At 32.4% G+C, this 16937-nt stretch carries 14 protein-coding genes; 1 reads left to right on the forward strand and 13 read right to left on the reverse strand.

Annotation, left to right across the window (positions count from 1 at the left end; translation table 11 throughout):
- Positions 1-58: 58 nt before the first annotated feature.
- Positions 59-853, reverse strand: coding sequence for a TIGR00282 family metallophosphoesterase (locus SBL15_RS12245; protein WP_037537290.1), 795 nt, complete (start codon positions 851-853; stop codon positions 59-61).
- A 159-nt stretch (positions 854-1012) separates the two neighbouring features.
- Between SBL15_RS12245 and SBL15_RS12250 the strand changes: the two genes are divergently transcribed.
- Complete coding sequence (locus SBL15_RS12250; protein ID WP_037537291.1) at positions 1013-1228, forward strand: hypothetical protein; 216 nt, start codon at positions 1013-1015, stop codon at positions 1226-1228.
- Between the two features lie 270 nt (positions 1229-1498).
- On the opposite strand, the gene rny is transcribed toward SBL15_RS12250, so the two are convergent.
- The 12 genes from rny to rnjB form a co-directional block, all read right to left on the reverse strand.
- Positions 1499-3058, reverse strand: a complete 1560-nt coding sequence (gene rny, locus SBL15_RS12255; protein ID WP_011275913.1) for a ribonuclease Y — start codon at positions 3056-3058, stop codon at positions 1499-1501.
- Between the two features lie 576 nt (positions 3059-3634).
- The gene (gene recA / locus SBL15_RS12260; RefSeq protein WP_037551602.1) at positions 3635-4681 is read right to left on the reverse strand and encodes a recombinase RecA; all 1047 of its coding nucleotides are present in this window, start codon (positions 4679-4681) and stop codon (positions 3635-3637) included.
- A gap of 175 nt (positions 4682-4856) precedes the next feature.
- Positions 4857-5999, reverse strand: coding sequence for a CinA family nicotinamide mononucleotide deamidase-related protein (locus SBL15_RS12265; protein WP_317956151.1), 1143 nt, complete (start codon positions 5997-5999; stop codon positions 4857-4859).
- A gap of 154 nt (positions 6000-6153) precedes the next feature.
- Entirely contained in the window at positions 6154-6729 is a 576-nt protein-coding gene (gene pgsA, locus SBL15_RS12270) for a CDP-diacylglycerol--glycerol-3-phosphate 3-phosphatidyltransferase (RefSeq protein WP_037551603.1), read from the reverse strand.
- 33 nt (positions 6730-6762) lie between these two features.
- Positions 6763-7155 (reverse strand): helix-turn-helix domain-containing protein, encoded by a 393-nt coding sequence (locus tag SBL15_RS12275; RefSeq protein ID WP_053017099.1) that lies wholly within the window; start codon positions 7153-7155, stop codon positions 6763-6765.
- A gap of 21 nt (positions 7156-7176) precedes the next feature.
- On the reverse strand, positions 7177-8007 hold the full coding sequence (locus tag SBL15_RS12280; protein WP_037551607.1) for a YmfK family protein: 831 nt from the start codon (positions 8005-8007) through the stop codon (positions 7177-7179).
- Positions 8008-8180: 173 nt separating this feature from the next.
- Complete coding sequence (gene ymfI / locus SBL15_RS12285) at positions 8181-8885, reverse strand: elongation factor P 5-aminopentanone reductase (protein ID WP_107612117.1); 705 nt, start codon at positions 8883-8885, stop codon at positions 8181-8183.
- Positions 8885-10174, reverse strand: a complete 1290-nt coding sequence (gene yfmH / locus SBL15_RS12290) for an EF-P 5-aminopentanol modification-associated protein YfmH (RefSeq protein ID WP_107609740.1) — start codon at positions 10172-10174, stop codon at positions 8885-8887. Before yfmH ends, ymfI begins: the two co-directional genes overlap by 1 nt.
- Complete coding sequence (gene yfmF / locus SBL15_RS12295) at positions 10174-11448, reverse strand: EF-P 5-aminopentanol modification-associated protein YfmF (protein ID WP_107612115.1); 1275 nt, start codon at positions 11446-11448, stop codon at positions 10174-10176. The genes yfmH and yfmF overlap by 1 nt, the downstream gene beginning before the upstream one ends.
- Before the next feature lie 25 nt (positions 11449-11473).
- Entirely contained in the window at positions 11474-12190 is a 717-nt protein-coding gene (locus SBL15_RS12300; protein ID WP_037537329.1) for a GntR family transcriptional regulator, read from the reverse strand.
- A 3-nt stretch (positions 12191-12193) separates the two neighbouring features.
- The gene (locus tag SBL15_RS12305; protein ID WP_107614291.1) at positions 12194-14611 is read right to left on the reverse strand and encodes a DNA translocase FtsK; all 2418 of its coding nucleotides are present in this window, start codon (positions 14609-14611) and stop codon (positions 12194-12196) included.
- 235 nt (positions 14612-14846) lie between these two features.
- The gene (gene rnjB / locus SBL15_RS12310) at positions 14847-16520 is read right to left on the reverse strand and encodes a ribonuclease J2 (RefSeq protein WP_016930684.1); all 1674 of its coding nucleotides are present in this window, start codon (positions 16518-16520) and stop codon (positions 14847-14849) included.
- Positions 16521-16937: the final 417 nt, after the last annotated feature.

Genomic DNA, 16937 nt, shown 5'->3' on the forward strand with positions numbered 1-16937 from the left:
CAATTATTTAAATTCATACTAATGGACTATATTCGTTCATCTATAAGTTTCTTTTGAATTATTTATTAAATGGATGATCGTCATTAATTAAAATTCTTTCAATTTGTTTTGTTTTTCCATCTTTATCTAAATCTATAATAACACCAGATAGAACACTTCTTCCATCATCTGGCACAACATGACGTTGTGGTAAGCTTGTAATAAATCTCTCTATTACTTCATCACGATTAATACCTAATATACCATCGTAATATCCTGTCATACCAACATCAGTAATATACCCTGTGCCATTCGGTAGTACACGTTCATCTGAAGTCTGAATGTGCGTATGCGTACCAACTACCGCACTTACTCTACCATCTAAATACCATCCCATTGCATTTTTTTCTGATGTCGTTTCTGCATGAAAATCAACAAATATAAAATTAGTCTCTTTTTTAGCTTCTTCAATAAGTTGATCAGCTTTTTTAAAAGGGTCGTCGATATCTTGCATAAATGAACGGCCTTGCAAATTAATAATTGCTAATTTAATATCATTAATTTGAATAAATCTCATGCCTACTCCAGGCGCTTCACTTGGAAAATTAGCGGGTCTTATCATTCTGTTTGCATCATCAATAAAGTCATAAATTTCACGTTGACCGTATGTATGATTACCCATCGTCATGAAATCTACGCCATCTCTTAATAATTGTTTATATAACTTTTCAGTTAGACCCTTACCGTGCGCTGCATTTTCAGCATTAACGATACTTACAGTAGGTCTATATGATTGTTTTATTTTAGGTAAATATTCAGCAATTGCATTTCTTCCAACTTTACCTACGATATCTCCAATAAATAATATCCTCATTGAATGTTCATCCTCTCATAAAAATAGTTTAATTCATATAGGTCTATAATAAAAGAGGATATTCATACTCTTTTTAAATTTGATATCTATTTGCTTTAGCATGTATACAACATATGTTAAGATAGGTTTATCAAAAGTAATAGGAGTTGTAAAATTTACATGTCAATTAATATTGATCCAGAAAAGTTTGCAGAATTAGTGGTAAAATCTAATCCATCTAAATCTGAAGATGCAGAAGATATTGCTAAAGAAAGTCTTGAATTATACATCAACGCTTATCGTTTAGCTGAAAGATATTCAAATATTGCTACTAATTGCTATGATACAGCAGAAATTATTTCTGAATTAAGAAAAACAGATTTACAACTTAAATAATTTTTAAGACTATCAATTAAGGATAAGCATAAACATCAAATAGTTTAAGTTTAAAATGAAAATTTATATTAAATGATTGAACTTTGAGTATGTCCTCAATTAGTTTGTACTTTGGTTCTAATCATCCATTTGGAGTGAGACTATGAATTCGTAATGAATTCAATCTCACTCTTTTTTAATGACAACATTTCACCTACTTTATTATTTTCAATTAATAATTGAATTTTAACTGAAAAGAAAAACAGACCCAAAATTTGGATCTGTTAAAAACTATTTCGCATACTCTACTGCTCTTGTCTCTCTTACAACTGTCACTTTGATGTGACCAGGATATTGTAATTCATCTTCTATTTGCGTTTTAATGTCTCTAGCCAGTCTGTATGACTTCAAGTCATCTATTTCATCAGGGGAAACAATAACTCTAATTTCTCGACCTGCTTGAATAGCGAATGCTTTTTCTACACCATCATAACCTTCAGATAGTGTTTCTAAGCGTTCTAATCTACGTATATAGTTTTCAAGCGTTTCTTTACGAGCACCTGGTCTAGCCGCAGATAATGCGTCAGCAGCTGCTACTAGAATTGAAATAATAGAAGTAGGTTCAACATCACCATGATGAGAGTGAATAGCATTAATTACAGTTTCATTTTCTGCATATTTTTTAGCTAATTCAACACCTATTTCTACGTGGCTACCTTCAACCTCATGATCTATCGCTTTACCAACATCGTGAAGTAATCCAGCACGTTTGGCCAAGCTAACATCTTCTCCTAGTTCAGCAGCAAGCATTCCAGATAAATGCGCCACTTCAATAGAATGTTTCAAGACGTTTTGACCATAACTAGTTCTATAATTTAGACGACCTAAGACTTTAACTAAGTCTGGGTGCATATTATGAACATTGATTTCGAATGTTGCTTGTTCACCAGCATCTCTAATAATGTCATCTACTTCTTTTCTAGCTTTATCTACCATTTCTTCAATTCTGCCTGGATGGATGCGTCCATCTGAGACTAAATTAACTAATGCTGTACGCGCGATTTCACGTCTAATTGGATCAAAACCAGATAAAATAACCGCTTCTGGTGTATCATCAATGATTAAATCAATACCTGTTAATGTTTCTAAAGTTCTAATATTTCTACCTTCTCTACCAATGATACGACCTTTCATCTCATCATTTGGTAAATTAACTACTGAAACTGTTGATTCAGTTGTATGGTCAGCAGCTAATCTTTGAACGGTAGTAGCTAATAATTCTTTTGCTTTTTTATCAACTTTTTCTTTAGCTTCTTTCTCTTTTTCTTTAACAAGTACTGCAATATCTTGTGACAGTTCTTCTTCAACCCTTTGAAGTTGTTCATTTACAGCTTCTTCTTGAGTGAGACCGGAGATGCGTTCTAATTCTTGTTCATGCTTCATTATTAATGTCTGAACACTACTCTCTTTTGCATCTACTTGTTGTTGTCTTTCTTCAAGTTTAGATTCTTTTTGTTCTAAAATCTCATCTTTTTTATCGAGAAGATCAGATTTTCGATCTAAATTTTCCTCTTTTTGAAGAAGTCGGGCTTCTTGTCTTTGAAGCTCACCACGTCTTTCACGTAGTTCTGATTCAGTTTGTTCTCTTATGATTTGGTTTTCTTCTTTTGCCTCTAATAATTTTTCCTTTTTGATATTATCTGCTTCTTTTTGACCTTGCTTGATAATATCATCAGCAGTTTGTCTAGCTTGTAATTGCTTTTGATGCAATAAATTTCGGGCTACAAAATACCCCACAACAACCCCTAGAATAATCCCCAGCAAAATGAGTAGGAGGTTTAATAAATTCACATAAACACCTCCTTTTTCTAGGTATTTGCTTTGTATATCAAAATCTCTTCATGATTTTTATAAATGTATAATAATTATACATATTAATTGTACGTTTATTAACTTGTTAGTGTCAAGATATGAAATTGCACTGTATTTCGAATTTACATACATTGGGAGTGGGACAGAATTCTTTTTAAATTCGTCGTCCCACTCCCAACTTGCTTTGCTTGTAGAATTTCTTAGTGAAATTCTCTTTGTTGGGGCCCCGCCCGCAAGGATGACTAGAACTGAAAAAAGCTTGATTTAAGCGCATTTTCAGTTCAGTCAGCTACTGCGAATTTGCAAAATAGCATCATCATATTATTTATGTCCCAGGCTCTTATATAAAAACAAAAAGCCTACTACAATGATAGGTGATAAAAACTGACTCCTAGTATTTCATTTATTCAATGCTTAATACTGGGGTAGCTTATCAAATGTAGCAGGCTTATTTCATATACTAAAAGTGAATTTTAATGAACTAATGTATTTTACTATAACTTTATCGCTATATAGTTTGCGAAATATACACTTCAATACTTAAAATTGTAAATACTATTCTTCATCGAATAATGTTTGAGGTGCATCTTCTTCTTTTTCATCAACATCTCCATCGAAAATACCGAGTTTTTCTCGTAACTTACGATCGATTTCTTCTTTAACTTGAGGATTTTCTTTAAGGTATGTTTTTACATTTTCTTTACCTTGACCCATTCGATCACCATTATATGAGTACCATGCACCTGATTTATCTACGATGTCATTTTCAACACCAAGATCAATCAATTCACCTTCTTTAGAGATACCTTGACCATACATAATATCTACTTCAGCGACTCTAAAAGGTGGTGCAACTTTGTTTTTGACAACTTTAATTTTAGTTCTGTTACCAACAATTTCTTGCCCTTGTTTTAACTGCTCAGCACGACGAACTTCTAAACGAACAGAACTATAGAATTTTAATGCACGTCCACCAGGTGTAGTTTCTGGGTTACCAAACATTACACCAACTTTTTCACGAATTTGGTTAATGAAAATGGCTGTTGTATTTGATTTTGAAATTGCACCAGATAATTTACGTAACGCCTGTGACATTAAGCGAGCTTGAAGTCCTACATGCGTATCGCCCATTTCACCTTCAATTTCTGCTTTAGGTGTTAATGCGGCAACAGAGTCAACTACTACAATATCAACGGCACCACTTCGAACGAAAGCTTCAGCAATCTCTAAACCTTGTTCACCATGGTCTGGTTGCGATAGATATAAATTATCAATATCTACACCTAATGCTTCTGCATATACCGGATCAAGAGCGTGTTCAGCATCGATAAATGCAGCAACGCCACCGTTCTTTTGTACCTCTGCAATAGCATGTAAAGCTACTGTTGTTTTACCAGAACTTTCTGGTCCATAAATCTCTATAATTCTACCTTTAGGATATCCACCTACACCTAGTGCGTTATCTAATGTAACTGAACCACTTGAAACACTTGAAACACGGCGTCCTTTATTATCGCCTAGTTTCATAACGGCACCTTTACCGAATGATTTTTCCATATTTTTTATAACTGTATCTAAAGCTTTTTGACGATCATTATCCAAAGCGAAACCTCCTATTAACGAGTTAATCATCGTATTAATATCTTAATTAATACTATACATTCAATTGAAACTAATTACAAGCATTTTGCGAATATTTGTTCGCTTTTAACAATACAAGCCAAGATAAAATCGAACAAACGTACTAAAAATATACTCTAATTTTCAAAAATAATAACTATATAAACCAATTTATTAACTTTATCATGGCATAATTTTGACTTCTGCTTTTTAAAATATTACGTTTTAGAGGCATTTTAAATGTCTCATATTTAAACACACTGTCATCATAGTATCCAAGATAAACTTGTTCTTGATCGTGTAATAACGCTATACCCCAATCAGTTTTATATAAATCTTTTACATATTGAGATACATATTTTAATTTATCTAGAATATCATCAAAATCAGAAACAAAGACTGATGAATCAGGTAGTTGTCCTTTCAATAAATGATTTAAATCTTGGTTTTTCAAACGTGTATATAGTGCACCATTTGTCACGCCATCATATATACTGAAACTTTTATTTATAATATTCATCAATGCCTGTTCAATAACGATATCATCCGAACCGTAATAATAGTCACCTATTCTTGCAAGAATCTTCTCTTTAGTAGGTTCAATTAACTTTTTGCATTCTTTTTCTGTATTGGCATTAGCAGTTAATCTAATATAAACTTCATGCGTACCAGCTAATGGAGCAATAGTTGGATTATCTTGACTATCAATTAAATCCATTAACTCTGTTTCAACTTTAGATTCTCCAATTCCAGCGAATCTTAATTGTTCTGAGTGTATAACTCTATCTTCATCCATTAAATAAGGTAATAACTCATTCTTTGCCATTGGTTGCATTTCACTTGGTGGGGCAGGTAATAAAATGACTTTCTTATCTTCATATTCCACCAACATACCAGGTGCCATCCCATAATTGTTTTGTAATACTTTTGCACCTTCAATAACCAAAGCTTGTTGCTTATTATTTGGCGTCATTTCTTGTCCTTGTTCTTTAAAATAATTCTCGATATATTCTAATGCATTCGTATCTGTCACAAGTTTTTTACCAAGCACCTTCGCAACAGTATGCTTTGTTAAGTCATCTTTTGTAGGTCCTAATCCCCCAGTAAATACAAGTGTATCAAAACGTTTTAACCCCTCTTTGATAACATACTCTAATCTTTGAGGATTATCGCCAATCACAGTATGTTCGACAACACTTTTACCAATACTATTAAATAATCTTGATAAATATTGTCCATTCGTGTTAGCAATTTGTCCTAATAATAACTCAGATCCAACAGCTATTATTGAAATATTCATGTCCATTTATCCCCCTAACGATAATTCTTGCACAACATCTATCATTATAATGCAAAGTATGACATTTATTCTAAAAATTGAACTAAAAAACCAAGAATAAATAGGAATAGAATTATCTATCTATCGCTATCATTCTTGGTTATATTTCACTAATTTAATGTTTGAAAACATCTCTACCTTTATAAAAGTATTCAATACCAGATAAAATCGTGAATAAAACACCTATATAAAGTAATACTTGTCCAATTTGGATGCCTATCCATGTTGCTAATAAATCACCTAATAAAATCCAAATAATTGCAACCATAGTTACAGCAGTTTTAATTTTACCTAATTGACCAGCAGCACTAACAAACCCTTGTTCAATCTGTAATAGACGTAATCCTGTAACAGCAAATTCACGTGCAATTATAATGATTGCTACTACTGAATTTGTAAGTCCTAATTGAACCATAACAATTAATGCACTGGAAACTAATAATTTGTCAGCTAGTGGATCTAAGAATTTACCCATATTAGTTACAAGTTGCCATTTTCTAGCTAAGTACCCATCTAGGAAATCACTTAAAGAAGCTACAATGAAAATGATAGCAGCAATAAGTTGTTCAATACGGATTTCAAATCCACCTAAAATAGATACATTGCCAAATCCAAAGTTTACTAGAGCAAATAATATGAAAACCGGAATTAATATTACTCTGAAAACCGTAATTTGATTTGGAATATTCATGTTAAAGCCTCATTTCTAAATTTATCTCTCATTTTATAATAGTAACACAGCTAAGACCCATAAGATAAAAGTTATTACAATAATGCAACCAATAATTATCATTAATTGTAAAGGTTCTTTATTCTTAGTACGATATGTAGGCGCGTCATCATTATGATATCTATATAGAAGTTCATTCAATTGATGTTGACTATCTGGTATTTCCTCTTGATGCGCTTGAATCAGTTGTTGTGAATCAATATTTACCACACTCGCATAACGTCGAATAAACCCCTCTGCGTAATCAACTTTAGCTAATTTATCAAACTGATTTTGTTCGATTAATTTCAACGTATCACGTTTAATTTGAGTGCGCTCTTCTAATTCTGCTAACGTCATTCCTAGCCTTTCACGTCTACCTTTTAATGTTTCACCAATTGTCTTCACTTCTAAAAGCCTCCACAACCACTATTCAAAAAATCCAAATCCTCCGCCAAACATGTCTTCTCCAAAGTCTAGCGTGTTTTTACTTTTAACTGTTTGTTGTTTCATTTGATCATATTCAATTTCTTGATTTTCATTTTCTCTTAATTCAATAATATAATCAAAATCATCCATGCTATAATTACCCGATTCCACAAATAAATCTGGATGTTCAACCACTTTGATTGATGGTAAGGTCATTACTTCACGCACTAATTCTTGATGCTTAGGGTTTGATTCTCTAGCAGTGACAGCGCCATCAATAATATAAACATGGTTAGAATCATATTCTCCTTTAATAAGAGAGCTTCGTACAGTTTGCTTAATCAATGTAGAACTAATAAATAGCCATCGCTTATGCGCACATACACTTCCTGCTACGATTGATTCCGTTTTTCCGACACGCGGCATACCTCTGATACCAATTAATTTATGACCTTCCTCTTTAAAAAGTTCAGCCAAAAAATCTACCAATAAACCTAAATCTTCACGTTCAAAACGAAAAGTTTTTTTATCATCGGCGTCTTGTTCAATATAACGTCCATGTCTAACAGCCAATCTATCACGTAATTCAGGTACTCTTAATTTAGTAATTTCTATCTCACTAAGCTCATTGATTATATGTTCAAAGCGATTAACTTTCTCAAGACTGTCCGTTTTAATTAATAAACCCCGTCGACCTTGATCAACCCCGTTAATCGTAACGATACTTATACCTAACATACCAAGTAAACTCGAAATATCACCCAGTAAACCTGCTCGGTTAACTGTGATTTCATATTCAAGATACCATTCTTTCTTTTCGGCTACTGTCATCAATATCCGCCCCTTGTTTTAAATGGTAACCTACCATCGGAATATTAAAATTAGTAATCATATTATAGCATTTAGAACTTGGTTCAAAAATCTTTTTTTACTGTGTAAGGGAAATTTACTATAGCTAATAGAGTAGTGACGTTAAATGCTATCACATCCCTAATTGTCATAACTTAAATATACCAAGCACCGTTTACTTTTTGAACAGTTCCAGTAATACTTTTCGCCAAAGGATTCCATAGATAAGCACACGTATGCGCAATTTCACAAGAATTAATCATTCTTTGCTGAGGCAATTCTGCTAATATAGCTTTCAATTCATCTGAATTAAAAACTTGTGACATATTTCCACTTACAAAACCAGGCGTGATAGCATTAACAGTGACATTAGTCATCGCTAATTCTTGACTTAGCGCTTTGACGAAACCGATTTGTGCACTTTTCATTGCCGAGTAAATTGTTTCCATACTCGCACCTGTTTCACCCCAAATGGATGAAATAACAATAATTCGACCAAACTCACTTTGACGTATTAAGTCTATAAAATAACGACAACATCTAATTAACTGCTTAACATGAATGTTATAACTAAGATCAATATCTTTATCTGACATATCTTGCAATAAGCCATACAAAGCTGTACCACTACTGTATATCAAACAATCTAAATGTTTGATGTGAGCAAACGTAGTTTCCAAATCAATATTTTGCGTCAAATCAACTTGTATAAATTCGACTGCTTCGCCTTTGTACTTATCTTGTAATGCTTTTAAATCTGATTGAAAATATTGAATAATTACTTCATTACCTTCTTCTAATAAACGCTCTACAATTGCTGTTCCTATAGTGCCTGACCCACCAAGTACTAACGCTCTCATTAAGCTTTAGGCTCCAATCGACTATCAACCATATTATTGATATTTAAAAATTTAGATGCAGTTTCGTTAATACTATCTAATGTTATATTATCTATAATATCTAACATATCGAATACACTGACGCCCTCAAAATATAATTTAGAATATTGATTTGCAATATATTCAGGAGAATTTAAACTTGAAATAAATTCTCCAATAAATTGTTTTTTCAACAATTCAAATGCTTCTTGATCATCAAGATTGCCACAATACTTGTTTAGTTCACTTAACAACACTTCTTTTAACTTATCTGGATATTGCGTTGCACTGGTGATAATTGAAAAACAATATGTAGGTTCGAGTACAAATTGATATCCAAAAGATTCGTCTATTAAATCTTCATTTAATAAGGTCTGATAAAATTCAGTTTCTTCACCAAATATTAATTCGAAAAATAGTGTCATTTCTAAATCATGTTGTACGTATTCATGTGGTGACGCTTCAGTTGGTTCATTTTTAAAACCTAACATTAATCTAGGAGATTGTAATTTCATTTCTTCTGAAACAAATGGTGTTATTACATTTGTTGGTTCATCAACAGTTGCTCGTTCAATGCTAGACTGATTCGTTTTATCCCTTTTATTTTCATGAGTTTCAACTATGTCACGTATGTTTTCAGGATTGACATCTCCAACGACAAATAACACCATATTTGATGGATGATAAAATGTTTCATAACATAAATATAAATCATCTTTAGTAATGTTATAAATGCTTTCAACGCTTCCTGCTATATCAACTTTAATAGGGTGATTTTGATACATAGCACGTAAAGTATTAAACATAATTTTATAACCAGGTTGCTCCTGATACATCTTTATTTCTTCAGCAATAATACCTTTTTCTTTATCTACCGTTTCCTTAGAAAAGAAAGGCGTTTCAACCATTTCTAATAATCTTAAAATATTCCTTTCAACATTATCTGTTGCACTGAACAGATAGCTAGTGCGATCAAAACTAGTAAATGCGTTTACTTGTGCATTATCATTGGCAAATGCAGTGAATAAATCTTCAGTATCATCTTTCTCAAATAACTTATGTTCTAAAAAGTGAGCGACACCATCTGGTACGGTCACAAAATCATTTTGATTATGAGGTTTGAAAGTATTATCAAGAGAGCCAAATTGAGTAGTATACGTTACAAACGTCTTTTGGAATCCTTTTTTGGGGATAACAAATAAACGTAAACCATTAGTTAATTCATGTTCAAAAACACGTTCATCAATCAGTTCATAGTATGTTTCCCTCATTAAGAATGATCCCCCTTTGTAAGTACATATATCATATCTAGTTCTGCTTTATTAGCCATTGATATCACATCATCCTTTGTTACTCTTTGAATGTGATCTATGTAGTTTTCGTCTGTTTGTTTATAATCTAAAAGTAGTTGATTTTGCATGACCTCGATGATACTTTTAGGTCGATCGGTTATTTCGTGCCTATGAGAAATGATAATTTTTTTAGCAAGTTCTAATTTATCTATATCAAATTCACCGCGTTTAAACTTATCAAACTCCTCTAAAATTGTATCTTTAGCTAGTTCATATTTATCTGCTGAAACACCGCTTAATACAAAAAGATAACCGTTTTTACCATCTAATTGAGAGTGTATTGAATATGCTAGACTTTGCTTTTCACGGACTTCATTAAATAATATAGATGATGGATCGCCACCGAACATCGTGTTTAATACAACCAATGCATAATAATCATTTGCCCCGAATCGTGTTGGAAAACGATAACCCATATTTAATTTAGCTTGATCGACTTCATCTTCTTCAACTATATATTGTGTTTCTGAACTTGAATCTTTTAAATTAAGTTGATTAGTTTTCGCTATTTTAAATGGATTAATCGTAAATTTAGATTGAATTAATTGTTTAACTTCTTGTTTATTTACGTTACCTACTACATAAACGGAACATAGGTCATTACTAATCATGTTTTGATATGTATTATACAAATTTTCAGGTGTGATTGTACTAATTTTTTCAATCTGACCTGTCGCTAAATGACGATAAGGTTCATCTTTAAACATATATTTTAATAAATTCAAGAAAGAATATTGTGCTTTATTATCAATTACAGCTTCAATTTTCTTTGATAATAATGATTTTTCTTGATTTACAAACGTTGTGTTAAAGGCATTATTCTCTATAAGTGGATTCATTATCACTTCATATAGTACATTTAACCCTTTTTCAAATAAGGGTGTTGAATCTTTTAAATAGCGTTCGTTAACTATTTCTAATGAGATAGTGATAACGTGTTTATCTTTAAATTTTGAGACAAAACTATGTATGTATGCACCATATAGTTCAGATAGATGTTTACTAAATGCTTTATCCGTGGACCATTTTTTTGTAGCACGTATTAACAACTTGCTTAACAATGATCGTGCTGTAATAGTTTCATATTCTAAAGGTGCCATAAATTTAAAGGTAATCATAGTTGTCTTAAATTTATCTGTAGGTAACACATCAATATGTATTTGATGCTCATTATTGGTTTGTTGTTCTAACATTCATCCACACTCCTCAATATTGTTTCTATATTTTTGTACGCGTCAGTTTAAATTTAACTAGACTGCTTTTCACATAATTTAATGAGTATAAAATAGGTTTACCCATTTCGTCATAATGTACAACCTTTAATAGCATTAAACCTTCATGTGGAGATGCGTTTAGAATATCAGAAATATGCGGTTCATAACTAATGGCTTCAACCTCTGTTTCAGCTGAAGCGACTTTATGTCCCGTATTAGTCTCTATTGCATTTAACATAGAACCATCGCTCACTTGATAATCTGCACATGTTAGATAATCTTCTGCTATTTTATCTAAACAATAAATTACTGGTTGGTGGTTGGCAGTACGCAGTCGTTCAATGATTGTAATAGGTTGTTTATCATTGATACCTAACATTTGTGCATCCAGTATGGAGGCAGGTTGTTGCTCTAAACTTAAATATTCCGTGCCTGAGTGGTAGCCAGCTTCTTTAATCATATCGTTGATGCTAAATAATTTATTCAATGGATAGAAGAAGGGGTGCAATGTTTTTACGCTTGGTCCTTCTTCAAAGTTATCAGTCAAGACTTGTTCAGTTATGAGTTCACCAATCGCTTCATAGACATCATCAGTTTTTACATTTAATTCTCTAGCAATCGATAAATTGCTAGGTAGTTTATCACCAGGTTTTAAAGATTGTTCTTTAATCTGCTTAAGAATATATTCTTTCACTTTAAAAGCTGAGTTTAACTCTGTCATCATTTACACCTCTTCATCATCTAAATTTACTAATACTTGTCTAGGTTTACTGCCCTTTTGTGGTCCGATAACTTGGTTACGTTCCAAATCGTCCATTAATCTAGAAGCACGATTATAGCCAATCCTAAATTGTCGTTGCAATAGTGAAGTACTAGCTTTCTGTTGTTCAATTACAAATATATATGCATCTTCATATAAAGCATCTTCACTCTTCATTTCTGATTTATCTACTGGCGCATCTGGTTCCATTTCTTTCACATAATTTGCTTTTTGTTGTTCAACAACATAGTTAACTACATCTTGTACTTCTTGATCACTTAAGAAAGCACCTTGTACACGCGTTTGAGCTGATTCACCATTTCCTACATATAGCATATCACCTTTACCAAGTAATTTTTCAGCTCCCCCAGAGCCTATAATTGTTCTGGAGTCAGTTTGAGAACTTACTGCGAACGCAATACGTGATGGTATATTATTTTTGATTATACCAGTGATTACATCTACAGATGGTCTTTGAGTAGCAACAATTAAATGAATGCCTGCTGCTCTAGCCATTTGAGTGATTCGTTGAATTGCGTTCTCTACTTCTTTACCTGCAACCATCATTAAATCAGCTAACTCATCTACAATGACTACTATATAAGGTAATTCTGCTTGTTTTTCATCAAGTTCTTCATTCTGACGGCGTATATATTTATTATACCCTTCAATATTACGTGTAGATGAATGCTGGAATAAATCATATCGTCGTTCCATTTCAGCAACTACTTTCTCTAATGCTTGAGAAGCTTTGTGTGGATTTGTAACTACCGGTATTAATAAATGTGGTACTCCATTATAAACATTTAATTCCACCATTTTAGGATCAATTAACATAAGTTTAACTTCATGAGGTTTTGCATTTAAAAGAATACTAGTAATAATGCCATTGATACATACTGACTTACCACTACCAGTTGATCCTGCAACTAATAGGTGGGGCATTTCATTTAATTGAATTGTCATTGGTTCACCAGAAATATCTCTACCAAGTCCAACTTCCAGCTTATTACTCGCTGGGAATTTAGATTCAAGAACTTCTTTAAGCGTAACTAAAGAAATCTTATCATTTGGTACCTCTATACCAACAGCTGATCGACCTGGAATTGGTGCTTCAATTCGCACATCTTTCGCTGCCAAAGCGAGTGCAATATCATTATGCAAATTAACAATTTTACTAACCTTAACCCCTTGGGCTGGTTGGATTTCATATTGTGTAACAGCTGGACCAATTTTAATTTGCTTAACCTTTGCATTTACACCAAAATTTTTCATTGTTGATTCGAGTATCTGGCCTTTACGTTGAACTTCAGACTTAGATGTAGATTGTTGCTTAGCTGGCTGATTAAGTAATGATAATGGAGGAATGTGATATGCCACATTCGACTCTTCACCAGCTTCGGAAATTGTTCCATTCATTTGATGATTATCATTTGAATTCGACTCTGGTAAATTTTTATCCTCTAGATTTGTTTCCTCGTTACTACTATTCTCTTTATCAATATTTTCACTATTTAAACCAAAACGTCTTTTCTTACGTTTATTAGTAGTTGTTTGTTTACTTTCTTGCGATTCACTATGTCCATATATAGGAATATCTTCTGGTTCAGTATTAACTTCAGGGAAATCACTAACATCTTTGATTTGTTCTGACTCAAGTTGTTCTTGTTCTAATTGATGTTGTCGTAAGCGTTCACGCTCTTCTTCTTTTTCACGTTGACGTTCTTCTTTTTTAAGTTTGTTTTGTTCTCTTTTTACTTTGAAATTAGATGATGCACTTTGACTTGAGTTTCTCATTTTATCAATTGATGCTTTAACAACATCTCTATGTCTAAGTTTAAGCAATAAAATAATACTAGAACTTAATAAAATTAATGTAAGGATGATGACACCAGCAATTGAAATGAGTGGAATAAATATTTTAAGTAAATAAAATCCTATTAATCCCCCACCAAAATTCGGGAAATGACTATGTTCATAAGCCTTATACACATAGTATAAAACAGGTTCTCTTTCAGATACTGCACCTTTTTGAAAATGGTAAATAATTTGTGTTGTAATTAATAAGACAAATTGTAATGATATTAACCCAAAAGTCCGTCTTGTTTTAGGAAATTTCTTTTGCATTGCAATATAGACTGTAATCAAACTTAGTAATATGTATGTTAAATAGCGACTCATTCCAAACAAATAATTGAAAAAGCTATCAATCATTCGACCAACAATTCCTAATTGGAACATTCCCAAAACCGACAAAATGACTATAATGATTGCAACGATATAGCGAATTGAGCTATCTTTTTTCTGTTGCTTTTTCTTAGTCGATTTACGAGCTGTTGCACCCTTTTTACGAGTTGTTGTTTTTTTCTTAGTTTGTGGCAAAATAGTACACCTTCTTTATTTCTCACTTAGTATTTCTTCTAATACAAATATTTATAGTATTCCGATATGTATTAATAGTATTTTTAAAAGTATGAAAGAGGTTGGAACAATACCAACCACATTTAGACTTATCGTCATAAACTAAAGTGAATAATTTAAGTAATGAGTTTTCATAACCTTTTAAATTATTACACAACTGTGATGTTGTCCCGACCTCTTTTTGATTGTATATATCTTAAATTTCTGAAATAACTGGAATAATCATTGGACGACGTTTTGTACTTTCAAATAGTAATTTACTGATTTGATCTCGCATATTCTGTTTGATGTCAGACCACTCAATACGTTTCTCTTGAAGACCTGCTTCAACAATTTCACGAACCTTATCTTCTGCTTCCTTCATTAGTTCTTCACTTTCACGGACATATACAAAACCACGTGATTGAATTTCAGGACCAGCAGCAATTCGTCTATTTTTCGGATCCAATGTAACAACTGCAATAAAAATACCATCTTCTGCAAGTAAATGACGATCTCTCAATACGATATTACCGACATCTCCTACACCAATACCATCGATAAGAATATTGCCAGAATTAACTTTCTCGTTTAATACCATATCTTTACCGTCGTAATGAATAACGTCTCCCTTTTCGACTAAGAAAATTTTCTCCGGCGCCACACCAGATTCGTTAGCCAATTTAGCATGCGCAATTTGCATTTTAAATTCACCTTGAACAGGGATAAAGTATTCAGGTTTCATAATATTAATCATCATTTTTAATTCTTCCATGCAACCATGACTAGATGCATGAATCTTTTTATTGTTAGGAATAATATATGCACCTGCGCGCACTAATTCATTTAGTGTATCAGCAATGATAACTTCCATATTAGCTGATGCTGTGATTGCTAAATATACTGAATCGCCTTCTTCAATATTCATTATTTTGTGTTTTTGTTGGGCCATTTGGCTCAATGCTTCGATAGGTTCGCCTTCCATACCAGTGGCAATAATTACGACTTCATTTTTAGGATAATTTCCAACTTCGTTAATAGGGATTAACAAGTCTTTAGGAATGTCAAAATATCCCATTTTACGTGCAATATTAAACGAACTTTCAAGTGAACGACCTAAAAATGAAACTTTACGATTTAATTTGCTTGCAGTATTCAAAACTTGTTGAATTCTAATAAAGTTTGAAGCATAGCATGACACAATTAAGCGTCCTTTTACTTTCGCAAAAGCATCGTAAATGTGCGATTCAATAACATTCTCAGGTGTATTATATCCTGGTTTCTCAGCTTCTGTTGAGTCACTGATTAATGCGAAGACACCTTCTTCTCCTATTTCAGCCATACGTTTGATATCTGGCGTGTAGTGTCCTTGTAAACTTTGATCAAATTTAAATTCACCTGTATAAACGATTGAACCGTATGAAGTATGAATGCAAATTCCTAAACTATCAGGAATGCTGTGTGTAGTGTTGAAGAAAGTGATATTAACATTTTTAAATCTCATTACTGAATCATGATTTACAGTATAATAACGTACTTTCTTTTTAACATTACGCGACTTCATATTCTCTTTAACAAGTGCTAACGTTAATTTAGAGCCATATACTGGTGCATCAATTTGTTCTAAAATGTAGCTAACTGCACCAATAGCATGTTCATGACCATGGCTTAGAAAGATACCTTTTAGTTTTTCTTTATTTTCAATGACATATTGAATGTCAGGAATTACAATATCTACACCTAACATTTCATCTTCTGGGAACATTAACCCCGCATCTAACATAAACATTTCATCGTCTACTTCAACGATATACATATTTTTTGCGATTTCGCCGACACCACCAAGTGGAATGATGCGAATATCGTCATTCTTTTTTTTCACTAAACTCAAAATGTTACCTCCTATTATAAAATCCCCGTCCATATAAACTCATAATTTATTATAGTTTAATTTATGTTGGATGTACACTATTAAAGTATTTCATGAGGCATTATAGTAACAATCGAATTTAGTATTAGATATTATATAATTCTTAATTTTAATGATTCCTGAAAACTAATAAAAGAGGCTGGGACAAAATAAAATGTCTCAGCCTACTTTAACATTTTGTCAGTAGCTGACTGATTTGAAAATGCGCTTGAATCAAGCTTTTTTCAAACCTAGTCATCTTTGACGGGGTAGGACAACGAAATAAATTTTGAGAAAATATTATTTCTGTCCAACTCCCTTCCCTACGATTAGTCAAGCATTTACAAATAAAATAAGCATTACTTAACTAAACCGTTCAATTTTAATTTTTTGAATAAG

The organism is Staphylococcus sp. NWU MKU2, assembly GCF_033283605.1.
Classification (GTDB): Bacteria; Bacillota; Bacilli; order Staphylococcales; family Staphylococcaceae; genus Staphylococcus; species Staphylococcus haemolyticus.